At 59.6% G+C, this 23,329-nt stretch carries 22 protein-coding genes; 11 read left to right on the top strand and 11 right to left on the bottom strand.

Annotation, left to right across the window (positions count from 1 at the left end; translation table 11 throughout):
• Positions 1-44 precede the first annotated feature (44 nt).
• On the bottom strand, positions 45-959 hold the full coding sequence (locus HMPREF2896_RS08735) for a DUF3710 domain-containing protein (RefSeq protein WP_070719184.1): 915 nt from the start codon (positions 957-959) through the stop codon (positions 45-47).
• A gap of 45 nt (positions 960-1,004) precedes the next feature.
• Complete coding sequence (gene dut, locus HMPREF2896_RS08730; protein ID WP_070446772.1) at positions 1,005-1,481, bottom strand: dUTP diphosphatase; 477 nt, start codon at positions 1,479-1,481, stop codon at positions 1,005-1,007.
• A gap of 113 nt (positions 1,482-1,594) precedes the next feature.
• On the opposite strand from dut, the gene HMPREF2896_RS08725 reads away from it, so the two are divergent.
• Positions 1,595-2,122 carry a DUF3093 domain-containing protein gene (locus HMPREF2896_RS08725; protein ID WP_070446771.1) on the top strand — a complete coding sequence of 176 codons (528 nt, stop codon included), beginning with the start codon at positions 1,595-1,597 and terminating at the stop codon, positions 2,120-2,122.
• Positions 2,123-2,186: 64 nt separating this feature from the next.
• On the opposite strand, the gene HMPREF2896_RS08720 is transcribed toward HMPREF2896_RS08725, so the two are convergent.
• Positions 2,187-2,477, bottom strand: coding sequence for a DUF4193 domain-containing protein (locus HMPREF2896_RS08720; RefSeq protein ID WP_070446770.1), 291 nt, complete (start codon positions 2,475-2,477; stop codon positions 2,187-2,189).
• A gap of 334 nt (positions 2,478-2,811) precedes the next feature.
• On the opposite strand from HMPREF2896_RS08720, the gene ppgK reads away from it, so the two are divergent.
• Positions 2,812-3,609, top strand: a complete 798-nt coding sequence (ppgK, locus tag HMPREF2896_RS08715; RefSeq protein WP_070719182.1) for a polyphosphate--glucose phosphotransferase — start codon at positions 2,812-2,814, stop codon at positions 3,607-3,609.
• Between the two features lie 201 nt (positions 3,610-3,810).
• Positions 3,811-5,280: an RNA polymerase sigma factor gene (locus HMPREF2896_RS08710; protein WP_070446768.1), complete on the top strand. Its 1,470-nt coding sequence runs from the start codon at positions 3,811-3,813 to the stop codon at positions 5,278-5,280.
• An 88-nt stretch (positions 5,281-5,368) separates the two neighbouring features.
• Here HMPREF2896_RS08710 and dhaM read toward each other — a convergent pair whose 3' ends face one another.
• The 7 genes from dhaM to HMPREF2896_RS08675 form a co-directional block, all read right to left on the bottom strand.
• The gene (dhaM, locus tag HMPREF2896_RS08705) at positions 5,369-6,079 is read right to left on the bottom strand and encodes a dihydroxyacetone kinase phosphoryl donor subunit DhaM (RefSeq protein ID WP_070719180.1); all 711 of its coding nucleotides are present in this window, start codon (positions 6,077-6,079) and stop codon (positions 5,369-5,371) included.
• A 3-nt stretch (positions 6,080-6,082) separates the two neighbouring features.
• A complete protein-coding gene (gene dhaL, locus HMPREF2896_RS08700) occupies positions 6,083-6,748 on the bottom strand; it encodes a dihydroxyacetone kinase subunit DhaL (protein WP_070644929.1) in 666 nt (221 codons plus the stop codon).
• Positions 6,749-6,750: 2 nt separating this feature from the next.
• Entirely contained in the window at positions 6,751-7,752 is a 1,002-nt protein-coding gene (dhaK, locus tag HMPREF2896_RS08695; RefSeq protein WP_070719178.1) for a dihydroxyacetone kinase subunit DhaK, read from the bottom strand.
• 123 nt (positions 7,753-7,875) lie between these two features.
• The gene (locus tag HMPREF2896_RS08690; protein ID WP_070446764.1) at positions 7,876-9,504 is read right to left on the bottom strand and encodes a DHA2 family efflux MFS transporter permease subunit; all 1,629 of its coding nucleotides are present in this window, start codon (positions 9,502-9,504) and stop codon (positions 7,876-7,878) included.
• 2 nt (positions 9,505-9,506) lie between these two features.
• Positions 9,507-9,953 (bottom strand): DUF2871 domain-containing protein, encoded by a 447-nt coding sequence (locus HMPREF2896_RS08685; RefSeq protein WP_070644931.1) that lies wholly within the window; start codon positions 9,951-9,953, stop codon positions 9,507-9,509.
• Between the two features lie 215 nt (positions 9,954-10,168).
• Entirely contained in the window at positions 10,169-11,959 is a 1,791-nt protein-coding gene (locus HMPREF2896_RS08680; RefSeq protein WP_070719176.1) for a DEAD/DEAH box helicase, read from the bottom strand.
• Positions 11,960-12,061: 102 nt separating this feature from the next.
• Positions 12,062-12,313 carry a DUF3039 domain-containing protein gene (locus HMPREF2896_RS08675; RefSeq protein ID WP_012715089.1) on the bottom strand — a complete coding sequence of 84 codons (252 nt, stop codon included), beginning with the start codon at positions 12,311-12,313 and terminating at the stop codon, positions 12,062-12,064.
• Between the two features lie 48 nt (positions 12,314-12,361).
• Here HMPREF2896_RS08675 and HMPREF2896_RS12475 point away from each other — a divergent pair, with 48 nt between their 5' ends.
• From HMPREF2896_RS12475 to galE, 6 genes are all read left to right on the top strand, one after another.
• On the top strand, positions 12,362-12,844 hold the full coding sequence (locus tag HMPREF2896_RS12475) for a DUF3099 domain-containing protein (RefSeq protein WP_141740731.1): 483 nt from the start codon (positions 12,362-12,364) through the stop codon (positions 12,842-12,844).
• 79 nt (positions 12,845-12,923) lie between these two features.
• Positions 12,924-14,465, top strand: a complete 1,542-nt coding sequence (locus tag HMPREF2896_RS08665) for a DUF7782 domain-containing protein (protein WP_201829549.1) — start codon at positions 12,924-12,926, stop codon at positions 14,463-14,465.
• Positions 14,466-14,564: 99 nt separating this feature from the next.
• A complete protein-coding gene (dtd, locus tag HMPREF2896_RS08660) occupies positions 14,565-15,041 on the top strand; it encodes a D-aminoacyl-tRNA deacylase (protein WP_070719169.1) in 477 nt (158 codons plus the stop codon).
• A gap of 139 nt (positions 15,042-15,180) precedes the next feature.
• Positions 15,181-16,176, top strand: a complete 996-nt coding sequence (locus HMPREF2896_RS08655) for a sigma-70 family RNA polymerase sigma factor (RefSeq protein WP_046648202.1) — start codon at positions 15,181-15,183, stop codon at positions 16,174-16,176.
• A 287-nt stretch (positions 16,177-16,463) separates the two neighbouring features.
• Positions 16,464-17,144 (top strand): metal-dependent transcriptional regulator, encoded by a 681-nt coding sequence (locus HMPREF2896_RS08650; RefSeq protein WP_070446758.1) that lies wholly within the window; start codon positions 16,464-16,466, stop codon positions 17,142-17,144.
• A 4-nt stretch (positions 17,145-17,148) separates the two neighbouring features.
• The gene (galE, locus tag HMPREF2896_RS08645) at positions 17,149-18,132 is read left to right on the top strand and encodes a UDP-glucose 4-epimerase GalE (protein ID WP_070719166.1); all 984 of its coding nucleotides are present in this window, start codon (positions 17,149-17,151) and stop codon (positions 18,130-18,132) included.
• Here galE and HMPREF2896_RS08640 read toward each other — a convergent pair.
• Positions 18,089-19,237 carry a DUF4192 domain-containing protein gene (locus HMPREF2896_RS08640; protein ID WP_070719165.1) on the bottom strand — a complete coding sequence of 383 codons (1,149 nt, stop codon included), beginning with the start codon at positions 19,235-19,237 and terminating at the stop codon, positions 18,089-18,091. The two genes, galE and HMPREF2896_RS08640, sit on opposite strands and share 44 nt — an antisense overlap.
• Positions 19,238-19,589: 352 nt before the next feature.
• Here HMPREF2896_RS08640 and HMPREF2896_RS08635 point away from each other — a divergent pair, with 352 nt between their 5' ends.
• Positions 19,590-20,609, top strand: coding sequence for a PAC2 family protein (locus HMPREF2896_RS08635; RefSeq protein WP_070446755.1), 1,020 nt, complete (start codon positions 19,590-19,592; stop codon positions 20,607-20,609).
• A gap of 102 nt (positions 20,610-20,711) precedes the next feature.
• Positions 20,712-23,285 carry a DEAD/DEAH box helicase gene (locus HMPREF2896_RS08630; protein ID WP_070719163.1) on the top strand — a complete coding sequence of 858 codons (2,574 nt, stop codon included), beginning with the start codon at positions 20,712-20,714 and terminating at the stop codon, positions 23,283-23,285.
• The last annotated feature ends 44 nt before the right edge of the window (positions 23,286-23,329 follow it).

The raw sequence follows: 23,329 nt of genomic DNA, 5'->3' as shown, positions 1-23,329 counted from the left end.
ATCCTTTTCGCTAGTGCCGGGGAGAGAAAACAACGTTTAAAGTTTTAGTTCTTCTCGTTGTCTTCGAGCTCCCGCAGCTGTTCGCGGGCTTGGGCCTCCGCGGCGTTCTCGACGCCCTCGGTAGCTGATGCGGCCTCCGGTGTTGCAGTGTTGTCGGCATCGGCAGCCTGCTGCTGGCGCTCCTTCAGGGCCTGCTGAACTTGCTCAGCCAGTTGCTGCGGCAGCATAACAGGAAGCGAACTTCCGGCCAGGATAGGCTCCTCACCACGGTAGATGAAGGTACGGGCGACGACTTCACGCCCCAGCGTTGCGAGCTCTTCTTCCTTGCCCGCCGGGGCGGCCAGGGTCAATCGGTACATCCACCGCGGCCCCTCCACGCCGATAATGCGGATCCCGCCTTTGTCGCTGGATCCAACAATTTCAGATCCCCAAGGCCCGTCCTCTGGGTGCGCGGCAAAACCATCGGCTTCCAAGCCTTGGACGATATCCTCCGCAGATTCCGCCCATTGCCCTGGCGTGCGCGGCGCGGCAAAGGCTACGGGGGTCATGCGGCCGTGCGGCGTAAGGATGTGGAGCATGCGCGGGCCGTCTTGGCCCATCTCCACCTGGACCTGCGAGCCCTTCGGCAGCGGGATGCGCATGGAACCTAGGTCCAGCAAACCAACCGAGAAGTCCTCAAAGTTGAACTCGGCAATATCAACGTTATCGCCGTCGTAGGGCCCCATGTCCCCGTTGATGGCATCATGTGCCACGGCCTTAATCCCGGTAACACCATGAGAATCATCGTTGGCTTCGCGGACTAGGCCAGCGCTGGATTCGGCAGGAGCCGAGGCAGCGGTATCGGCTACGGTCTCTGCTGCCTCCGGAGCAGCCTCGTCCTGACGGAGATCCGGGTTCTTCCCCGCGTCCTCGGTCTTATTCTCGTCCTTCTTCTTTTTGCCAAAGGGCCACATCGCCATGGTTTATGCCTTCCTTAATTCGTGTGTGTTACTGGTCTATTCGAGTCAGTTGACGCCAGTGGAGCCGTAACCGCCTTCACCGCGAGCGGTCTCATCGAGTTCCTCAACCTCACGGAAACCGACCAACTCCACGCGTTGCACAAGGAGTTGGGCAATACGCATTCCCCGCTCAACCTCAAAGGTCTCTACTGGGTCGTGGTTAATAAGGCAGACTTTAATCTCACCGCGGTACTCCGCATCGATGGTGCCTGGCGTGTTGACCACGGAAATCCCATGCTTGGCTGCCAAGCCGGACCGAGGGTGAACCAAGCCGACCGTGCCCATCGGCAGGGCAAGGGCTATACCCGTGCCAACCAAAGCCCGCTGGCCGGGACGCAGAGTGACATCGTGCGCAGCATAGAGATCCGCGCCGGCATCGCCACGGTGGGCGCGCTGCGGCAGCGGAAGCTCCTTATCAAGGCGCTTTACCTGAATCTGACCAAAAGGACTTACCGGTTCTACGAGGGGATGTTGCTCATTCACGCGGCCCAGCCTACCTTGCTCCCACCGTGCCGCACCCACGGGCTGGGGCCTGGAGGCTATGTCTACTCGGCGCGTTGGGTTCTCCCCTCCCCAGACGACTAGACTCTGAGGCCATGTCTTCGAGTTCTTCGTCTGCTTCCCCCTCGGCGGCTGCCGAATCCCCCGTCATCCTTTACCGCGAGCGCCAGTGGGTGCCGTGGCACTGGTGGTTGATGGCGGCCGCCGTTGTGGTGATCTCTACAGCCACGGTCAGCCTCAACCGCGGAATCATGTGGGTCATCATCCCCGCTATTCTGCTCAGCGCCATCGCCGCGTGGGTCCTCTTAGCATGGTCCAACACGGTGGTGCAGGTGGAACAGGATACCGACGGCACGCGGTGGCTCACCGTGAAGGATGCGCAGCTGCCACATGATGTTGTCGCCCGAAGCACCGCGGTGCCGGCCACCGCGCGTCGCAATGCGTTGGGCCCACAGCTCGATCCCGCTGCATTCCTTGTGACACATGGCTGGGTACCAGAACATGTGATGCTTGTCCTCGATGACCCAGAGGACCCAACACCTTATTGGCTCATTGGCTCAAAGAACCCCGACGAGCTACTTGCGGCCTTCGTGCCCGAACAGGCCGCTGCTGCCAAGGCTTAAACGCCGCGTGCAGAATCAGGAAGCTCGTTAGCTCATTGGTTCAACCAATTGGCCGACCAATGAGCTAAGCGCAGTCCATGCAGACGGGCTGCCCGTCTTCTTCGTGGTCCAGGCGCTTATTGGACTGCACCAAGTAGCACACGGAACAGGTGAACTCGTTTTCCTTGCGCGGCACGACAGTGACGTTGAGCTCCTCGCCCGTCAGGTCTACTGACGGCGGCTCAAAAGCCTCGACGATTTCGCCATCGTCATCCATGCCGTTGTTGTCATTTTCAGCCGCCTTCAGGCCCTCGAGGGAATCAGCCTCGAGCTCATCTTCAGCGCGGCGACGCGGTGCGTCATAATCGGTGGCCATAATGCTTGCCTCTGTGAGTCAGATAGATAGGTACGTGTATTTATCGACGGCATCCTAAACCACACAGGCCCGCGTGTCACACTCGCCCCGCCATGGGGGCACCATGCGGCTCACCCTAATACCCCCTCCGCTCCTGCTTTCATGGTTCTAAGCTGTGCGTTTGCACCTTTCGTATCGTGGAAAATTTTTCTGGGTAAAGCTCCTCACACCCCACCCAATATGCATTGGGGCACGATGCATCGGACAGCGAAAATCGAAGTATTGTCCCCCACACCTTCGGCTTAAATGCTGAAGTATCACCACATCATCGGGCGGCTAAACATAGACTGTCGGTATGACCGTGCAAGAATCACAGCAGCAGGACACGAATCCGAGCCCCCAGCACCATGGCCATGTCTTCGGCATCGATGTTGGAGGCTCCGGTATCAAAGGTGCCGTAGTAGACCTCGCGACAGGAGGGTTCGTCGGCGACCGCCTCAAGATCGCCACGCCACAGCCTGCCACCCCCGACGCCGTGGCCACGGTAATCGCGCAGATCGTCGCTGAGAAGAACTGGGACGGTCCTGTCGGAATCACCATGCCCGCGGTGGTCAAAGAACAGATTATTCGCAGCGCAGCGAATATTGATAAGTCATGGATCGGGGTCGATGCACAGGACTTGCTGGGCAAGTACCTCGCTGCTCCTTGTACTGTGCTTAACGACGCCGACGCAGCCGGCCTCGCCGAGGTGGCCTACGGCGATGACGTCGCGCGCTCCGGCCCCGTTATCTTCCTTACGCTAGGCACCGGCATCGGCTCTGCCTTCCTACTAGATGGCCAGCTCTTCCCTAATACGGAGATCGGCCACCTCATCGTCGGGGAAAAGGAGGCAGAGCACCAAGCCTCGTCCGCAGTCAAGGATCGTGAGGGGCTCAAGACTAAGCATTGGGCAAAGCGCGTCAACCGAGTACTCCATGAATACGAGGCGCTTTTTAACCCCTCAGCTTTTGTCATCGGCGGTGGAATCTCTCGAAAGTTTGACAAGTGGGGCGAGCACCTGAGCATCGAAACCCCAGTCGTTGCAGCTCAGCTCCGCAATCGCGCGGGCATCGTCGGGGCCGCAATGGCAGCGAAGGAAGGCATTCGCCCATAAACCGAGCAGACCCTATCTTCCCCAGTCGACCCCAGTCACCGCCTAGTGACAAAAATGATCTATACTGGGCTGTCGATTATCGAATATCCAGCGGCGCGCCTCCCTTGCTCATTACGGAGGCGGGCTAGCATCGGGGACTAGTCGCGATAAACTTGCGCGTCCCCATAGTTTCCACTCAAAGAGCAAGTCGAAAGGGCGTACGTGGCAGCCACTGATTCTTCAGACCAGGTACTCGGCGAGGGCGAGAGCGCCTCCGAGGCATCTGCACCTGCACAGAAGACCGCCAAGAAGACGGCAAAAAAGACAGCCAAGAAGACGGCTAAGAAAACCGCGAAAAAGACTGCGAAGAAAACGGCTAAAAAGACGGCTAAAAAGACCGCCAAGAAGGCTGCCAAGAAGACAACTCGCAAGTCTGCGCAGAAGGCGACGAAGAAAACCGCCAAGAAGACTGTGCGCAAGTCGGCGGCCAAGAAGGCAACCTCGCCTGAAAGCTCTGAATCTGCCGAAGAGCTCGCAGAGGATCAGAACGACGAGTTGGATGCCGAAACCAACGACGATGCCGATATCGACTTCGATCCGGACAACGCAGAGTTGGACGAGGACGACGAGTTCGGTGACGACGATGACGACCTCGAGGGCGAGGACTCTGAAGAAGAAGATGACGGCTCATCTGTCTGGGATGAGGATGAGTCCGCAGCCCTGCGCCAGGCTCGCAAGGATGCAGAGCTAACTGCCTCGGCAGACTCTGTCCGTGCCTACCTGAAGCAAATCGGCAAGGTCGCCCTGCTCAACGCAGAGCAGGAGGTATCCCTGGCCAAGCGCATCGAGGCAGGCTTATACGCTCAATACCGCATGGATGAGATGGAAAAGGCCCGCGCCGAGGGCGACAAGGCCGCCAAGCTCTCCCCCATGGAGAAGCGCGATATGCGCGCCATCGCCCGTGATGGACGCAAGGCAAAGAACCACCTCCTCGAAGCGAACCTCCGCCTCGTCGTGTCCTTGGCTAAGCGCTACACAGGCCGCGGCATGGCATTCTTGGACCTCATCCAGGAAGGCAACTTGGGCCTGATCCGTGCCGTTGAGAAATTCGACTACACCAAGGGTTATAAGTTCTCCACTTATGCCACGTGGTGGATTCGCCAGGCCATCACCCGCGCCATGGCGGACCAGGCCCGTACCATTCGCATTCCGGTGCACATGGTGGAGGTCATCAACAAGCTGGGCCGTATCCAGCGTGAGCTGTTGCAGGACTTGGGCCGCGAGCCTACCCCTCTGGAGCTGGCGAAGGAAATGGACATCACCGAGGAAAAGGTGCTGGAGATCCAGCAGTATGCCCGCGAGCCTATTTCCTTGGACCAGACCATCGGTGATGAGGGTGACTCCCAGCTCGGTGATTTCATCGAGGATTCCGAGGCCGTCATTGCCGTCGACGCTGTGTCCTTCACTTTGCTGCAGGACCAGCTCCAAGATGTGCTCACTACCCTTTCTGAGCGCGAGGCCGGCGTGGTTCGCCTGCGCTTCGGCCTGACCGATGGCATGCCGCGCACTTTAGACGAAATTGGCCAAGTCTACGGCGTTACCCGCGAGCGTATTCGCCAGATCGAGTCGAAGACCATGTCTAAGCTGCGCCACCCATCGCGTTCCCAGGTGCTGCGCGACTACCTGGACTAAGCAAACTGAAGAAATAAAGCGGCGAGGAGGTTTATCCCTCCTCGCCGCTTTTTCTTTGCCCTATACAGCCGGCAAACCCAAGGGCTTTCTAGCCTTCGATCCCCAGCTCAATGGCTGTGGCGATCCGATCGATAACGTCTTTATCGGAAACATCTCCGCTGATGGTCACCGAAGCGCCCTGGGATACCCCGAGAGACATCAGCATCATTGCAGAGTCTGCCTCTGCCGACTCTCCGTCACAGGAGAGGGTGACATCCCCTGCCGCTTCCGCCGCCAGCTCTGCAATCCTTGACGCCGGACGTGCATGCAGACCCGCCTCATCGGCCACAGTCACTGTCAGCGAGTACCCATCAGCGTTTGTTGCTAGGTCATCCTCGGCTGCAGACGCAGTGGCTGAGGGCTGCTTCGGAGCGAAGACTTCGATGGCGCGTTCCGCGGCTTTGATCACGGCGGCGAGTCCATCGCCCTGCTGAGCGGCGGTGGCTGCTGCAATAGTGGATTCGACCAAGGGGGCATCGACAAACGTCACCGTGTCTTCGTCAAGGAACTCGAGAACGGACTCAACGGTCATCGTGGCCGAGCCTAAATCGGTGAGGACAACCACGCTAAGGCCTTGGCCACGTGCGTGGCTGATAGCCCCTTCGACGAGGTCAAAGGACGTTCCGATGCCGCCCTCCTCCAGACCACCGGCAGGAAGGATGGTCACGTCAGGAGCCATCTGAGCAGCAAGCTCAGTCAGACCTTCAGCGAGCTTTGCCGAGTGTGATACGAGAACGAGTCCAACGCGGGGCTGTGCCATATCCTATGCTTCCTCCTTGAGGGTTTCGGCGGCGCCCGCAGCCGCAGCGATGAAAAGTGCCGAGGATGTAGCGCCCGGATCCTTGTGTCCAGCAGAACGCTCCCCTAGGTAGGAAGCGCGGCCTTTCGTGGCCACCATCGGGATAGTCGCTTCCGCGCCTGTTGCTGCGGCGTCGGCAGCCGCGCGCAGCACTTGATCGGGGCTCTGTGCGGCATCCGCCGCAGCGCGAGCGGCCCGTGCGGCCGGCGCCCAGGCATCGACCATTGTCTTCTCGCCTTCAGAGGCCTTACCACGGGTGGCTATTCCCTCAAGCGCGGCCTCAATGAGAGCGGCCGTCGTAGGCGCATCGATCTCTCCAGAGCCTGCGGCCTTAGCCGCGCGTAAGAAAGCGGTTCCCAGCAATGGACCAGAGGCGCCACCAACGGTGGACATAAGCGTCTTTGCCGTCAGCTTCAACACATCAGCAACGTGAGACGTCTCCGGTGAGATATCCGAATCCACTTTCTCCGCGACAGCTCGGAAACCGCGGTCGACGTTTGCGCCATGGTCACTATCCCCGATGGCGCGGTCAAGCTCGATGAGTTCCTCGCGGTGTTCGTGTGCCGCTGCGGCGCAGTTTTTCATCCATGCCTGGGCCCACGCTGTTGTCAAAGTTGCATTGTCGGTCATAATTACATTCCTTGGCGTAGTGCGGTGGTGTGGCACGGGGCATCAAAAAGCTCAAGGTCTTCCTCGTCCGCGCGCATGACTGTAACGGAGCAACCGGCCATATCTAGACTAGTAACGAAGTTACCCACGAGGGAACGCTCGATGCTAACACCCGCGTCCTTCAGACGCTGAGCCACACGACGGTAGACCACGTACAGCTCGGACGCCGGAGTAGCACCCATGCCGTTGACAAGGACAATGGTACGCTCCCCATCACCCAGCTTAAGGTCTGCCAACACCGGATCAAGCAGATGGTCAGTTACGTCGTCGGCAGAGACCAACGGAATTTCCTTGCGGCCCGGCTCCCCATGAATACCCACGCCGAGCTCGACTTCGTCTTCCCCGAGGTCAAAGGAGGGCTTGCCCACGTGTGGCACCGTGCAGGCACTCAGCGCTGCGCCCATGGTCGCGGTGTTTTCTACCACCTTCTTCGCCACAGCGGCCACCGCCGCGAGATCATCACCGCGCTCGGCTGCAGCACCCGCCAGCTTTTCTACCAACAGTGTGCCGGCAACACCGCGGCGACCAGCTGTAAAAGTGGAATCCTCCACCGCAACATCATCGTCCACGATGACCTGGCTGACCTCAATATCATCGAATTCCGCCAGCTCCGCCGCGGTGTCGAAGTTGAGAACATCGCCGGTGTAGTTCTTGACGATGTAGAGCACCCCCGCCCCGGCATTAGCTGCCTCCGTGGCCGCTTGGATTGCGTCCGGCGTTGGCGATGTAAACATGGCACCGGGCACTGCTGCATCCAACATGCCGTAGCCAACGAAGCCGGCATGCAGCGGCTCATGTCCAGAACCGCCCCCGGAGACTATGGCTACCTTGCCGTCTTCTTTCTTCTGCGAGCGGGACACAAAGAGAGGATCGGTGGATCGAGTGACTATGTCACCGTGTGCTAAAGCAAAGCCCTCCACGGATTCCTCTACTACGCTGTCCGGCGAGTTGATGAGCTTCTTCATCATCCTTCTCCTTAGGTTTTCATTGCCCTCGAGCACTCTTCTGGGAATGCTGCCGAGCCTACCCTCGCTACCGGACGGTCTGCCGAGACCAGCGTAACGCTCCTGTAGCCCCGCCTCACCTTCTTAGCTCTTCGCGGCCTTTTGAACCTGCAACGCACCAAAGACACCGAGTACCAAGAACATCACTGCGGCCAGAAGCGACCATCGAGCTGCATCACTCATGCCTTCGCTCAACGCCTGCACCAACGCTGTTGTCTGTTCCCCAAAGGGTCCAGCCGCGCCCTGTGCGCGAAGTCCTGCGATGCTCGAGCCCGCGGACTGGCGGGTAGCTTCCGCCATGGCATCTGCGGCTGGGCCGACGACGTCGATGTCTTCGAGCGCCTTCGGCAACGCCAGTGCTAGGGCGACGGAAAAGACGGAACCAGAAACCGCGGTGCCGAGGGAGGAGCCGATCTGGCGGACCGTGCTCTGGGTAGCAGATGCCTGCCCCGAATTCGCTACCGGTATCTCGCTCAAGACCGTGCCCGTCAACTGCGCAGATGCGAACCCCAAGCCCACGCCATACAACACAAGCGGAAGCGCGATGACCCAGCCGCTAGTGTCCGGACTCAGGAGCATCGCGAGGATAAGCGCGCCGACAACTTCTAGGCCCAGACCTATGAGCACTGTTCCAGGAGCACCAAAGCGGCCAGCAACATGCCGTGCGGCGGCTCCCGAAATAAAGGCGCCGATTGCCATCGCCGCGAGCACGAGGCCAGCGGACATCACACTCAAGCCCAGCGCATTAATGAGGTACAGCGGGAGGATAAAAATAATCGCAAACTCACCGATAGCTACCGCGCCCGCGGTGATGTTTCCCCAGGAAAACGTGGAGTAGGAAAAGAGGCCCAGGTCCAGCAGCGCGGAGCGTTGTACTCGCTCACGGTGCTCCTCCCAGCGGATGAACAAACTGAAACTGATCGCGGCGATGAGCAGTGCAACTGGCACCGCAGATACCGGCGCGGTGGTGGGCCATGTCCAGCCGAACACCGTCAGCTCGGACTGTGGTGTCCACCAGCCAAGACTTGGCCCCTCAATCACCGCGAAAACAAGGGCTCCGAAGGCAATCGCGCTCAACTGTGCGCCATCGACGTCGACCCCGGGCCGTTTTTCGGGGCTACGGGTTTCCCGCACGGTGAGCACAGCTCCAACAGCCACGATGATGCCAATGGGAACATTGACCAGGAAGATCCAATGCCACGATACCCACTGGGTAAGCGCGCCACCGGCCAAAGGTCCGACGGCGGCGGCGCCAGAGATAACTGCGCCCCACACACCGAATGCAGCCGCGCGATACTTGCCTCGGAAAACGGCGTTCACCGTGGACAAGGTTGAGGGCATGATAAACGCTGCACCCACTGCTTGTACTGCACGCGCGGAAATGAGCGTGCCTGCGGAGTCCGCGAAACCCGCCCACACGCTGCCTGCTACGAAAATGCTAAGACCGGCGAGAAACGCTCGCTTGCGACCCCAACTATCCGCGATCTTTCCGGTGGACAACAACAGTGCGGCAAGCACTACCGCGTAGAGGCTGTTGACCCACTGCGCCTGAGTTATGTCCAGTTTGAGGTCAGTAATAATAGCCGGCAGCGCTACCCCGACGATGGTGCCATCAAGGACAATGACGCCCAGTCCTACCGACAAAACCGCAAGACTAATCCAGTCACGGCGGGTCGGCACCGCCGTGATGGAACCCGCTGTGGGCGACAACATGACTAGGCGCTCACGGGTGCCGGGGTGGAAGAGTTAGCCGGCTCCTTCAATGCGCGGCCAAGTGCGACAACGAAGAGAACGAGGCCAATCGTGATGAGGATGTGGCCAATACCGGCAATCCCGGCGATCATGGCGGTGGATTCCTCGCCCAACACGGTCAGGCTGCCGTGCCAGATGAGCATTCCAACGGTAAGCACGACACCAATGTTGTAGAACCAGAAGAAGGAGTTAAACAGCTTCTTATTCCGCGAGACGCCGAATACCTTGTCCACGACGAGGAAGATCAAAAACATCATGAATCCCAGCGCCAAGAGGTGGGTATGGGCCACGCCCAACTGGGTGAACTGGCCCTCCGGGAAATCATTTGCGCGTGTGAACTCACGGTAGAATAGTCCTGCTGCCAACCCCATAACGAGGTAGAAAATAGCTGCTCTATACAGGGACTTCATTACTTGTTCCTTCCTAGCCACGGTGTTGTGGCTGCTGCACCGAGGGTGTTATCTATCACGGCCAAAGCCTTCTGGTATCCATCCTGCTTGGCGCAGCCAGCACAGTCATCGAGTGGTCGGCTGATTTTGACATCAACCAACTAGTTGATCGCGCACCTAGCCCTCAGCCCGCAGCTCTCTTCTTCCCCGAATCCACGCCGACTCAGCGGCGCCAACTACCACTTGCGCAGATAATCGATGCGCTCTTGGAGCTGCTCGGCGTCGCACAACGCGGTGGGAGGGCCGCCGCAAGCCTTGCGGGCTTCAGTGTGAATAGCGCCGTGTGGGCGGCCGGTGCGTTGAGCGGTGATAGACACTACTGTGTTGAGCTCCTTGCGCAACGCGGAAATCTCATCCACCACACCTGACTGGGAACCGGTGCTGCTTGCCGATGCCTCCGCCCCGCGCTTGGGCGCGTGCGGAGTGCCGTAGAGCTTGCGGCGTTGCTCCTCTGCCGCCTCTGCAGCCCGGCGCGCCTTCTCTTCTGCCTCGCGGCGGTCCAGCTCATCAGACTGCTTCTTGCGCAAGAGGTCCTTGACCTGGTCGGCGTCGAGAAGCCCGGGAATGCCGAGGAAATCCTCTTCTTCATCGGTGATATTGCCCGTGGTGAACTGCGAGCCGTTGTAAAGCAGTCCTGAAAATTCTGCTTCCGCGCCTAAGGATTCATAGGAAGGCTCGAGCATGTCCGGTTCGGACTTCTTCTTATTGGCGTCCTCGAGCAGCTCATCGTCCCAGCCATCCTTGTCGGGGTTTTTCTCCCCTCCCAGGACGTGGTCGCGCTGCTTCTCCATGTTCTCGGCAAGCCCCAAGAGCACCGGCACGGAAGGAAGAAAGACGGAGGCGGTCTCCCCTGGCATGCGGGAACGCACGAAGCGCCCGATGGCCTGCGCGAAGAAGAGCGGTGTCGACGCAGAGGTGGCATACACACCCACGGCGAGGCGGGGAACGTCGACGCCCTCCGACACCATGCGCACGGCCACCATCCACTCGTCGGTGGATTCAGAGAACTCTGCAATACGCGCCGAGGAGCCTGGGTCATCGGAGAGGATGACGGAGACGGGGGTATTGGAAATCTGCTTGAGGATCTTGGCGTAGGCGCGCGCGGTTGTCGTGTCGGTAGCGAGCACGAGACCGCCGGCATCCGGCATGTTGCGGCGCATCTGCATCAGCCGTGTGTGCGCCGCCTGCAGGACGGTGGGGATCCACTCGCCTTTCGGGTCGAGGGCCGTGCGCCATGCGCGGGCGGTCTGCTCCGGATTGAGAATATCGCCGAGCCGGGCCGCATGTTCCTCACCGGCGCTATCACGCCAGCGGGATTCGCCGGAGTAGCTGAGGAAGACGACGGGGCGCACGACACCGTCGGCAAGCGCATCGCCATAGCCATACGTGTGATCAGAGCGGGATACGAGGTGACCTTCCCCATCCTCCTCGTAGCGCACGAAGGGAATTTGCGAGTCATCGGAGCGAAAGGGGGTACCGGTCAGCGCGAGGCGGTGCTCCGCATCATCATAGGCTTCCCGCACGCCATCGCCCCAGCTCTTGGCATCACCGGCGTGGTGGATCTCATCGAGGATCACCAGGGTGCGCCGGGCTGAGGCCACCGCGCGGTGTTTGTATGGGTGCATGCCCACCTGCGCATAAGTCACCACGACACCGTCCATCGCGGGGTTGACTCCCGAGGAGTTTGTGAACTTGGGGTCGAGCGCTAAGCCAACGCGGGAGGCGGATTCCGACCACTGCACTTTGAGGTGCTCGGTGGGCACCACCACGATGACGCGCTCAACGGTGCGGTCCGCCATAAGCTCTGTGGCCACCCGCAGGGCGAAGGTGGTCTTACCTGCACCTGGCGTTGCCACCGCCATGAAATCCTTCGGCTTGGTGGCTAGGAACTTATCCAAAGCAGCGCGTTGCCACACGCGCAGCGAACCGTTATTGGTAAATCTCTGTGCTGGAGTCTGTGTAGACACGGTCAGCGACTATCCCCCTCTAGTTATCCCAACATCCCGCTTCTGTGAAGTTCTCTATCCCTAATGCTTGGCATCGACGCAGGATGAACGTCGATGCGCAGCTTAACGGCGGCGCAAGCTCTTATAGACGCGCTCGCAGTCAGGGCACACGGGCGAACCAGGTTTGGCTTGCTTGGTTACCGGGAAGGTCTCTCCGCACAGGGCAACGACGTACTTGCCGTTGACCGCGGAGTCGAGGATCTGGTTCTTCTTCACGTAGTGGAAGAACTTCGGGGTGTCGTCGTTGGTCGACGTATCCTCGCGGACATCAGGGCGCTCAATAGTCTTAGTCGTCGTACTCACGCCCACTATCATGCCGCATCAGTATCGAAGTTGGCGAGTCCTCCAGCTACGCTGATAGGCATGACCCCTTCGAACTCGCGCGATAACGCCCGCCATACCCCACGATCGGGGCAGCGGCGCGGACGCCGATTCGGGCGCGAAACGCACCTCATCACCACGGCAAAACTCGCCCCCGGTCAGGACCGGCATCGCCGCGAGATCATCTACTCCATACTGCAGTTTCTGCGCGTTCCATCCCTCCTGATTGCCGGGGCCATGGTTTATGTCTGGCAGTGGTGGATCCCCGCCGCCCTTGTCGTGGCCGTCACCTTCCCCCTCCCCTGGATCGCTGTGGTCATTGGCAATGGCCGGGGTCAAAAGAAAGACAAGCGCGAAAAAGCTGTTTATAAACCAGCCCTTGCCCGGCAAATGGCGCAAGCACAACGTGAAGAACTCACCAGCGGTTCCCATGGTGAACTGCCCAGCACGCCTGGGCGGCACAAACCCTCGTCAGGAGCAGACACAAACAGTACTGCAGCTGACACTATTGACCACGAAGATTAGAACATCACTGTATTCCCTCCCCGATGCATTTAAGGATTCTCTTGTGAGCACCCAGCAGCCTTCTCCTTTTGGCCCAGCGATGAACCCGGAACACCCCATCGCGGACGTTGCGGCAGAACTTTCCCGAGTGTTTGCGGAGGCAGGGTTTAGTGCGGATGGCATCGCAGGCCATTTGGGACCCGAGTACACCGAAGCCCTGCATCGCGGCGAGCCCGCCGCAGTTGCGCTAGGAGCAAGCGGTGATTCCCGTCTGGACCATCTCATCCGTATCTTCTTGCTGCATGAACACGTACCAGCCACGCTGCTTTCCGACGTCCTCGGAGCACGCCTAGCCGCCCAACTCATTGATTGCGGTGTCGTGCTCAGCGACGAACACGGCACCGCCTACGTGGCTTATGACATTCGACCGCACATCATCGTGGGCAAGAATCGTGTCGTGTTCTCCGATGTTGATGCATCTCTGGTGCATCACGTCCCCGGCCCCGAGCATGTGTTGGGAGTGGGCTCGGCCAGCCTGTCCTTGTTGCATTCAACGCCAACGACACCAGTGGAATCAGTACTAGATTTAGGCACGGGTTCAGGCGTCCAGGTCCTTGGGCAGCTGGATTCTGCGCAACGCATTGTGGCTACCGACGTCCATGAGCGAGCCCTTGAACTCGCCCGCGCCACCGTCCTCGCGGCGGAGGCGGAAGACCGCGTTGAGCTACGCCACGGCTCCTGGTACGAACCCGTTGAGAATGAGCGCTTCGACCGCATCGTGGCTAATCCTCCATTCGTGGTTGGCTTACCCGAAGTGGGGCATGTCTATCGAGACTCCGGCCTCAACCTGGATGGAGCAAGTGAGCTGGTGGTCTCCCAGGCAGTCGAGCATCTCAACCCTGGGGGCACAGCGCACGTACTCGCAGCCTGGGTGCATCAAGGCGAAGAATCGTGGCAGCAGCGCGTCGCCTCGTGGCTACCGGATACCGGCGTCGCCGCATGGATCATTCAGCGCGATGTGGCGGACCCAGCGTTATATGTCTCAACCTGGTTGAGCGATGAATCCGTGGATGTTCGCAGCCCTGAAGGCCAAGAGCGGTCTCGCCGGTGGCTGGAGCACTTCCGTGAAAACGAGGTCACCGGAATCGGGTTTGGTTTCGTGGCCATCCAGCGCATCGGTGAGGACGAGCCCTCGGATATCTTGGCGGAGACCATGGCGCAGCCAGTTATCGATCCGCTCGGCCCGGAAGTGGAAGAATACTTCGCGCGCGTCGAATGGCTGCGCAACCTGGTGCCGGGTGAATTAGAAACTAAGCATGTACAGCTGCGCCCCGGGGTGGCCCGTGAGGACGTTGCGCTGCCCGATGGGGACCTGGGCATGGGCTTTGAGCGCGCGGCACTGCGGCTCAGCCGTACCGATGGCCCCCGCTGGCAGCACGATGTCGATGAGCATCTCGCGGCCATTGTCGCCGGGTTTAACCCGAATGGTTTGAGCATCGGTGAAACCATCGAGCTCTACGCCGCCGCGCAGGGTTTTGAAGAAGCCGAGTTGGTCAGCGCAGCACTTCCGGCCATCGTGGATCTTATCCGCCACGGGCTTCTCATCCCGACTGAGCTGCTAGCTTTTAGCCACACTGAGTAGCCTCGCGCCCCCACTAAGAGCCTCTTTACTCCTTCAATCCCCGCGTACTTCTCATCCGAGAAAGAACTCCTCTACAGAAAGGTTGTGTACTTCCCTGCCATGCGTGCTGTTTTAACCCGTGTTTCTGAAGCCTCTGTCACCGTTGACAACGACGTCGTTGGGTCCATTACCTGCCCCGACACCGGCGGAGTCCTAGCACTCATTGGTGTGTCGCGGGAGGACGTCGAGGCAGGTGGTGACGCCACCGCTAGCGACGGCCCGACTTTAGAGGAGAGGATGGACACGATGGCGCGCAAGATCGCTGAGCTGCGCATCCTCGAGGGTGAGACCAGCGTGGTCGATAGTGGTGCGCCAGTTCTGGTGGTAAGCCAGTTCACCCTCTACGGACGAACCGCGAAAGGCCGCCGACCTTCGTGGTCAGATGCAGCCCCAGGCGAGGCCGCGGAGCCGGTGATCCAGGGTGTAGTTGCGCGCCTGCGCGAACGCGGAATCACCGTGGAGGAAGGCCAGTTCGGAGCGATGATGCGCGTCTCCTCGGTCAACGAAGGGCCGTTCACCGTGCTCGTGGAGGTCTAGGTGCGGCGCGCCTCCCCCAAAATGGCCTAAAACCTCACTCTTCCCGCGGGGTGTTAGAACATTTTTCGGGCCACGGGAACTAACTGCGCCGAAAGCTCGTTGTAGGAGATGAACCAAGCCGCAACTTAGGAGGCATGAGATGGCCACATCATCCGCTGCTAGCGTCCAGGACGAGGACGGACAGGAAGTTGACCGCGGCTCACGCCGTAACCAAACAAATGACAATCCCTCTGCGGACTTGGTCCGCGTTTATCTCAACGGAATCGGCAAAACGGCGCTGCTGAGTGCTGAGGACGAGGTTGAGCTCGCACAGGCCATCGAGGTAGGCCTGTACGCCGAATACAAGCTCGCTAATGCCGAAAAGTTGACCCGCGCTGAGAAGCGCGACCTGAAGATTTTGGCCCGCGAAGGCAAGAAGGCTCGCTCCCACCTCTTGGAGGCCAATCTGCGTCTCGTAGTCTCCCTGGCTAAGCGTTATACCGGCCGCGGCATGCCGCTGCTGGACCTCATCCAGGAAGGTAACTTGGGCCTGATTCGTGCGATGGAGAAGTTTGATTATGCCAAGGGCTTCAAGTTCTCCACGTATGCAACGTGGTGGATCCGCCAGGCCATTACCCGCGGCATGGCTGACCAGTCCCGCACTATCCGCCTCCCTGTGCACCTGGTTGAGCAGGTAAATAAGCTTTCCCGGATTAAGCGCGAGATGTACCAGTCCTTGGGCCGCGAGGCCACGAATGAGGAGCTCGCGGAGGAATCCGGAATCGAAGAGTCCAAGATCGAGATGCTGCTGCGCCAGTCCCGCGATCCTGTTTCCTTGGACATGCCGGTCGGTACCGATGAGGAAGCCCCGTTGGGTGACTTCATTGAGGATGCCGAGGCAACGGATGCCGAGACCGCTGTGGTGGCCTCCATGCGCCACTCCGATATCCGCTCCGTGATTGGTTCCCTCGAGGAACGCGAACAGGATGTCATCCGCCTGCGCTATGGCTTGGACGATGGTGTCCCGCGCACCCTCGACCAGATTGGCCGCAAGTTCGGCCTCTCTCGTGAACGCGTTCGCCAAATCGAGCGTGAGGTGATGGCCAAGTTGCGCGAGGGCAACCGTGCGGACCGCCTCCGCGAGTACGCGCTCTAAGCCTTAGCTGACTTCCCAGCCTTAGCCATTAAGGAATGCCTTTGCTGCCCAGTTGACTTGTGCTGCTGGGCCGCAGAGGACGTTGCTCGGTGGCTTTTTCTTTCCTCGCGGTGGTCCTCACGGTTTTTAATTCCCGCCCCTCTCCTCCCTGTCGAACGCACAGTGCTGCGCGCTCTCAGCTTTCGAAAAATGCGCTATTGTTTAAGATATTCTCTTAATACACTTTTATTACCGCGCCTAAACCTATGTGGCTACGGACCGCCGACAACGCAGAAAGGTAAGCCCACGTGAGGGACCTAGTTGACACCACGGAAATGTATCTGCGAACCATCTACGAGCTCGAAGAGGAAGGTATTACCCCACTGCGTGCTCGAATTGCAGAGCGTTTAGAGCAGTCCGGACCGACCGTCTCCCAGACCGTGGCCCGGATGGAGCGCGATGGACTTCTTCACGTGCGCACCGACCGCAGCCTTGATCTCACTCAGCAGGGCCGCGAATTAGCTACCAACGTCATGCGCAAACACCGCTTGGCTGAGCGGTTGCTCACGGATGTCCTTGGCCTTGATATCCACAAGGTCCACGACGAGGCCTGCCGGTGGGAACACGTCATGAGCGAAGAAGTGGAAAAGCGAGTCGTCGCGGTGCTGGAGGATTCCTCCCGCTCACCATTCGGCAACCCAATCCCCGGTTTGGCACAGCTGGGCATGTCTCCGGTAGAGCTCGACTTGGGCACGCGCGCCATCGACCTTCCCACGGGGCAAGAAACCGAGGCCACTATCGTGCAAATCAATGAGGTCTTGCAAGCTGATAATTCCACCTTCCACGACCTGTATGCCTGCGGAATCCAGGTTGGCTCGCACGTCACCGTAGTCAATGAGAGCGGGACGATTAGGCTGACAACGAAATCAGGGCACACTGTCGAGCTTGTCGACGACCTTGCTCACGCTATCCGCGTCAAGGAGGACTAAACCGATGAAGCTGTTAGTTACCGGCGGCGCCGGCTATGTCGGCAGCGTATGCGCGGCCGTCCTCGTTAAAAAAGGCCACGATGTCACCATCATCGACAATTTCTCTACCGGCAACCGCGAGGCCATCCCGGAGAAGGCGCGCCTTGTCGAAGGCGACGTGGCCGATGTCGCTCGTGAGGTGTTATCTGAGGGCGGTTTCGAAGGAGTCTTGCACTTCGCGGCCCGCTCCCTCGTGGCCGAATCTGTGGAGGCCCCGGCTGACTATTGGCAGCACAACGTGGTCACAACTCTAAAGCTGCTCAACGCTATGCGTGAATTCGAGGTCACCAACCTCGTCTTTTCCTCAACCGCTGCCACCTACGGTGAGCCGGCGCAAGTGCCGATCACGGAGACGATGCCCACCCAGCCGACGAACCCTTATGGCGCATCGAAGCTTGCCATCGACTACATGATTACTTCTTATGCCCAGGCCTATGGCTTGGGGGCGACTTCCCTGCGCTACTTCAACGTCGCCGGCGCCTACGGCGATATCGGAGAGAACCGCGAGGTGGAAACCCACCTCATTCCCCTTGTCCTGCAGGTAGCGCTGGGACATCGCGAAAAGATTTTCATCTTCGGCGATGACTACGACACCACCGATGGCACCGCAGTGCGCGATTACATCCACATTCGTGACTTGGCCGAAGCCCATGTCTTAGCGCTGGAGAGCAATGCCGCTGGCACCCACCGCATCTACAACCTGGGCTCCGGGGACGGCTACTCGGTCAAGCAGGTTATTGAGGCCTGCCGCGAAGTCACTGGACACCCCATCCCAGCAGAGCTTGCGCCGCGCCGCGCTGGTGACCCCGCGACGCTCGTGGCGTCCTCAGACAAGATTAAATCCGAGCTCGGATGGAACCCAGGCCGCACCGACTTGAAGACCATCGTCACGGATGCTTGGAATTTCACCCGGCAGCTCGGCGAGCGGGCTCACTCCGCTCGGCGCTAAGCGTCTTTTCTTTAGGCTCCTCCCCTAGGGCGGTGTCATAAGCCTTGAGCGCCCCTGTATGAATCGAATCACGTACCTTTTCATGCAGGCCATGGCGGTACGCTTGGCACAGCAGCGCCCCGAGGCGGTGGCTGGGAAACTCCTCCGTGACGAGCTGCAATGCTGGTCCGGCAAGGATATCCCACTCCTGCTCCAACTGCGCTAATGCGAAAAGGGTCAGCGCATTCGCCCGCAGCTCCCCGCTGAATGTGCGGGCCGCTGCGAGGAGAAGGTCCGCCCCGGATTCGCCTGCCTGCGCGCAGATATCTACTACGAGGTCGCGCGTCCACGTCGTCGCGAGCCACACTGCGCAGGTTTCCAGTAGCTTGCTGTCCTGTTCTGCTTCTTCCACCGATGCCACTTGGTCAAGCGCCCACTGGGCATCCTCAAGAAAGTGATCCAGCAGGTCTCTGCGCTTCTTTCCGTGCGCAACGGCCACCTGCTCGCGATATCGCGTCGCCGAATCGCGAGCTTGCTGCGCTAAGACTTTAGCTTCTTCAGCGTCGAGGTAGCTATTCCCCGGCGCAAAGACGGAAAAGAAATCCTCCCGGTTTAGCTCAGGTACCACATTGTGGTCGACGCAAGAGCGCATCGAGGGGGCGTCGGTTAGCGCCGGTATAGTCCCCTCAACCCACTTCTTCATCGGCCCGCTACCGTCCGCGTTGACGGTTCCATGCAGCAATATATAAGGCGCATTCTGGGTGATTTCCTGGGCATACCACGCGGCGTCGATCTCCACCCCATCCTCAGCACGGTCCAGGCTATAAAGCCAGTGGGACACTTCCCGCAGTTCGGTGAGAGGCTGCTTCGAGATGAGGAAGGCAAAGACACCTTCGCGGGCATGCTCCGCTAGTAGCAGTGCGATGTCTGTGATCGCTCCTTGGGCATCCGTGATGTCGACGCGAGCGAGCGGCCCCATGGCTGGGCCGCGTGGAGTGGTGTCGATGGCCATGAACACCACTGATTCGGTGGGATAGAAGCCTAAGAGGCCGGGGATGTTAGCGAGAAGATGACCTGGAGTTGTTATTGGTGGTGTACGGTCTGTGTGCGTTGAAAAAGTGTTCATACCCTGTAGCCTGAACCACCAACGGTAGCCACCGCTAGGGATACCCCGGCGCGCACGGCATATCTGTGGATAACAAGTCCGGACTGCCACTCAATCCATGGAAATCCACTGGGTTATCCACACCTTGGCAAAGGCAAGCCTGGAAGAAGTAATGACTATATGGCATGCTTGTACGATCAACACCAGTTCCCGCAGGCAGTCCCACATACGCAGCCTCCCGGGTTTGTGTTCTCCTTGGAGCACCATTTCAGCTGGGAATAGGCAGCAAGCCTTAAGCGTTGCATGACACAGAACGCTGATGAAGTCCGTACGCTCGTTAAGAAGCGCACGATGAGAAGGAGGAGTCACTACCATGCAGGAAGAACAGCGCCGCATGTATGAGCTGGAGTATCCCGCTCCAGTGATCAAGGATGATTCGACTCCAGACAACGGCCCCACGATGATCGTTGCTATGAATGGTTATGCCGACGCCGGACAAGCCGTCGAAGCCAGTGCCGATCACCTCAAGGCCGCTTTGGAAAACCGCCAGCTGGCCTCGTTTAACAATGACGAGCTCATTGATTACCGCTCGCGCCGCCCCGCCGTCACCATCGATCATGACCGCACGGTGGAGATTGAGAACACTGACTTGGGTATCAAGGTGCTGCGGGATAACTCTGGCACTCCATTCTTGCTTCTTTCGGGCCCTGAACCGGACTTGCGGTGGGAGGCCTTTACTGATGCGGTAGTGAACTTGGTGGAGAAATTCGATATCAAGAACACCATCATGCTCTACTCGGCCCCCATGCCGGTGCCGCACACCCGCCCCACTGTGGTAACAGCGCATGGCAATTCGCCGGAGCTCCTTAACTCAATGGTGCGCATGGAATCCACCATGATGGTCCCCGGCGCCGCCGCCCTGTATATCGAGCGAGCCTTGGACAAGAAGGGCCGCCGCGTTGCCGGGTACACCGCCCATGTTCCGCACTACTTGGCCGCCTCCCCGTACCCGTCGGCCACGCTGCGTCTTTTGGATTCGGTGGCAACCGCAGCTGGCCTCAACATCCCACTGGGCAGCTTGGAGGCAGACGTGACTCGCGTTAACCAGCAGTTGGAGGAGCAGGTTACCAACTCTGAGGAAATTGCAGGCGTGGTCCACCAGCTGGAGGAGCAGTACGACGCCTACATGGAGCGCTACCGCTCCCGCCACCCGCAGGCCATCATGCCTGGCGAAGAGCACATGCCTACTGGTGAGGAGATCGGAGCAGACTTTGAAGCTTTCCTGGCGGGCCTCGACGACAATCCGGATATCCTCTCCGAAGATATCGATGACCGCGAAGACAACTATGGGCGGGAGCAAGGACCCGGCTCGGATATGGACGATGACGTCTAATCGCAGTTAGATCTACCGCACGAACACAGGCACCGAGGACAGCCATCTGGGACTCCGGGGTGGAGGCCTAGTCCGCGGTGCTTTTCGCCTAAGGTGGGACGGGTGAACCTTTCTCAGATGTTGCCCGATCTCGCCGAAGTCCCCGAGTCGATGGTTGATGAGGCCATCTGGGACACATTTTTGTCCTGGACTTCTGGCCGTGGTATTTCGCTTTACCCAGCGCAGGAAGAAGCCTCCCTCGGCATTCTTGCCGGGGATAACGTCATCCTGGCAACTCCCACTGGTTCCGGCAAATCCATGGTGGCCAACGCCGCCCACTTCATTGCTTTGGCGCGCGGCCAGCGCAGCTTCTACACCGCACCCATCAAGGCCTTGGTGAGCGAAAAATTCTTCGCGCTCTGCGAGATTTTCGGCCCCGAGAACGTCGGCATGATGACCGGTGATGCCACGGTCAACGGCTCCGCTCCCATCATCGCCGCGACGGCTGAGATTGTGGCCAATATTGCGCTGCGTGATGGCGCGGAAGCCGCCATTGATCAGGTAATCATGGATGAGTTCCATTACTACTCCGAGCCTGATCGCGGCTGGGCCTGGCAGGTTCCGCTGTTGGAGCTACCGAAGGCCCAATTCTTGCTCATGTCCGCCACCTTGGGCGATACCGCCTGGCTGGAGAAGGATTTGACGGAGCGTACCGGCCGTACGACGACTCTGGTAGCGGGAACAACTCGCCCAGTGCCCCTCGACTTCTCTTATGTCTTTTCCGCGGTCCACGAAACCATCGAAGAATTGCTCGCCGATGGCAAGGCCCCTGTCTATGTCGTCCACTTCTCCCAGCGCGAGGCCTCAGAGCGCGCGCAGGCGTTGACTTCCCTGTCGAAGATCATCACCCCGGAGGAGAAGGAGGCCATTGCAGCTGAGCTCGCGGGCTTCCGCTTCACCACGACGTTTGGCAAAGACCTCTCTAAGCTTCTGCGTAAGGGAATCGGTGTGCACCACGCTGGTATGTTGCCGAAATATCGGCGCTTGGTTGAGCGCCTGGCCCAGAAGGGCCTTCTCAAGATTATTTGCGGCACCGATACTTTGGGCGTGGGCATCAACGTCCCCATTCGCACAGTCCTGATGACCGGCCTTGCCAAATATGATGGAACCCGCCAGCGCATTCTGAAGTCTCGCGAGTTTCACCAGATTGCCGGCCGCGCTGGCCGCGCCGGTTATGACACGGAAGGCACCGTCGTCGTGCAGGCGCCGGAGTATGAGATTGAGAACGCCAAGGCGCGGCGCCGTGTGGGCGATGACCCAGCAAGGCTCAAGAAGCTGAAAAAGAAGTCTGCGCGCGACGGTGAAGTGTCGTGGTCGGAACAGACTTACGCACGGCTTATCGACGCCGAACCGGAGCAACTAACGTCCCAATTCCGAGTGTCCAATTCCATGTTGCTCAACGTGCTCGCCCGGCACGGCAACGGCTACGAGCATCTCAAGCACCTGCTGCGCACCAGCCACAACACGCGTGCCCGCCAGAACGAGGACATCCTGACGGCATTGAGTCTGTTCCGGGGACTTCTCAATTCGGGCGTAGTGCAAAAGTCTACGAAGGGGCTCGATATCTACGGCCGTCCCTACCACGTCGTGCGAGAGATGCCGCGCGATTTCGCCCTCAACCAGCCTTTAGGGCCCTTCGCGCTGGCAGCGCTCACCTTATTAGATCCAGAATCGGATACTTATGCACTCGACGTCATCTCTGTCTTTGAATCGGTGCTGGATGATCCTCGCCAGGTACTCATTGCCCAACAGAAGCAGCGGCGCGGTGAGGAAATCGCGGCGCTCAAGGCCGAGGGCGTGGACTATACCGAGCGCATGGCCATCGTGGAAGACATCACGTGGCCAAAGCCTCTGGAAGAGCTCCTCGAGCAGTCCTATGAGACCTTCTGCCAGACCAACCCATGGGCGAAGGAGTTCGAGCTGCGGCCTAAGTCTGTAGTGCGCGACATGCTGGAGAGCGCCATGACTTTTTCCGATCTCGTCGCCACCTACGGTCTGGCCCGCTCGGAAGGCGTCATTTTGCGCTACCTGACCGATGCCTGGCGCACGCTCAAGCAGTCCATTCCTGCGGAGTTCCTCACAGAGGAACTCGAGGACATTATCGTCTGGCTCGGGGAGCTTATCCGCCAAGTCGATTCTTCGCTTGTCGACGAGTGGGCTGAGATGGCTGGCGAGGACTCCCCCATTTCCCAGGAAGATTTGGACCGCGAGTTGGCCTTCGGAGTCGAGGATCCCACCGCCTTGACCGCGAATCAGCGGGCTTTCAGCATCATGGTGCGCAACTACTTCTTCCGCCTTGCCCAACTCTTTGCGTTGGAGAAGGAAGAGCGCTTGGCAGACCTGTTGGACTACTTGGAGGAGATTCCTGACTTTAGCCGTGCCCTCGATGACTACTTCGATGACTACGATGACACTGACACTGGGCCAGCGGCTAGGGGCCAGGAATACTTCCTCCTGGACAAGGGCGACGCAGGTTCGGGCGCTCGTGGCGTTGGCGGCTCGCGGTCGTGGACCGTGCGTCAGATCCTTAAGGACCCAGAGGGTGATAATTCCTATCAGCTCGTTGGCACCGTAGATCTCGATGCCTCCGATGAAGCCGGGGAGGTACGGCTATCCGAGCTGCGCGTGGAGTACTAGGGCGCATAAGCAGGGACTATTAATACCCCCCTTTCTGAATTAAT

Origin of the sequence: Corynebacterium sp. HMSC069E04 (genome assembly GCF_001813175.1) — a bacterium.
Classification (GTDB): Bacteria; Actinomycetota; Actinomycetes; order Mycobacteriales; family Mycobacteriaceae; genus Corynebacterium; species Corynebacterium aurimucosum.
Note: the sequence above shows the minus strand (reverse complement) of the source record. Positions and strands in the feature narration are given on the sequence as shown.

Excerpts from the sequence above, each read along its gene's own strand:
- HMPREF2896_RS08735 (WP_070719184.1), bottom strand. The coding sequence starts at position 959 with ATGGCGATGTGGCCCTTTGGCAAAAAGAAGAAGGACGAGAATAAGACC.
- HMPREF2896_RS08725 (WP_070446771.1), top strand. The coding sequence starts at position 1,595 with ATGTCTTCGAGTTCTTCGTCTGCTTCCCCCTCGGCGGCTGCCGAATCC.
- HMPREF2896_RS08720 (WP_070446770.1), bottom strand. The coding sequence starts at position 2,477 with ATGGCCACCGATTATGACGCACCGCGTCGCCGCGCTGAAGATGAGCTC.
- ppgK (WP_070719182.1), top strand. The coding sequence starts at position 2,812 with ATGACCGTGCAAGAATCACAGCAGCAGGACACGAATCCGAGCCCCCAG.
- dhaM (WP_070719180.1), bottom strand. The coding sequence starts at position 6,079 with ATGGCACAGCCCCGCGTTGGACTCGTTCTCGTATCACACTCGGCAAAG.
- dhaL (WP_070644929.1), bottom strand. The coding sequence starts at position 6,748 with ATGACCGACAATGCAACTTTGACAACAGCGTGGGCCCAGGCATGGATG.
- dhaK (WP_070719178.1), bottom strand. The coding sequence starts at position 7,752 with ATGAAGAAGCTCATCAACTCGCCGGACAGCGTAGTAGAGGAATCCGTG.
- HMPREF2896_RS08690 (WP_070446764.1), bottom strand. The coding sequence starts at position 9,504 with ATGTTGTCGCCCACAGCGGGTTCCATCACGGCGGTGCCGACCCGCCGT.
- HMPREF2896_RS08685 (WP_070644931.1), bottom strand. The coding sequence starts at position 9,953 with ATGAAGTCCCTGTATAGAGCAGCTATTTTCTACCTCGTTATGGGGTTG.
- HMPREF2896_RS08675 (WP_012715089.1), bottom strand. The coding sequence starts at position 12,313 with ATGATAGTGGGCGTGAGTACGACGACTAAGACTATTGAGCGCCCTGAT.
- HMPREF2896_RS12475 (WP_141740731.1), top strand. The coding sequence starts at position 12,362 with ATGACCCCTTCGAACTCGCGCGATAACGCCCGCCATACCCCACGATCG.
- HMPREF2896_RS08665 (WP_201829549.1), top strand. The coding sequence starts at position 12,924 with ATGAACCCGGAACACCCCATCGCGGACGTTGCGGCAGAACTTTCCCGA.
- dtd (WP_070719169.1), top strand. The coding sequence starts at position 14,565 with ATGCGTGCTGTTTTAACCCGTGTTTCTGAAGCCTCTGTCACCGTTGAC.
- HMPREF2896_RS08655 (WP_046648202.1), top strand. The coding sequence starts at position 15,181 with ATGGCCACATCATCCGCTGCTAGCGTCCAGGACGAGGACGGACAGGAA.
- galE (WP_070719166.1), top strand. The coding sequence starts at position 17,149 with ATGAAGCTGTTAGTTACCGGCGGCGCCGGCTATGTCGGCAGCGTATGC.
- HMPREF2896_RS08640 (WP_070719165.1), bottom strand. The coding sequence starts at position 19,237 with ATGAACACTTTTTCAACGCACACAGACCGTACACCACCAATAACAACT.
- HMPREF2896_RS08635 (WP_070446755.1), top strand. The coding sequence starts at position 19,590 with ATGCAGGAAGAACAGCGCCGCATGTATGAGCTGGAGTATCCCGCTCCA.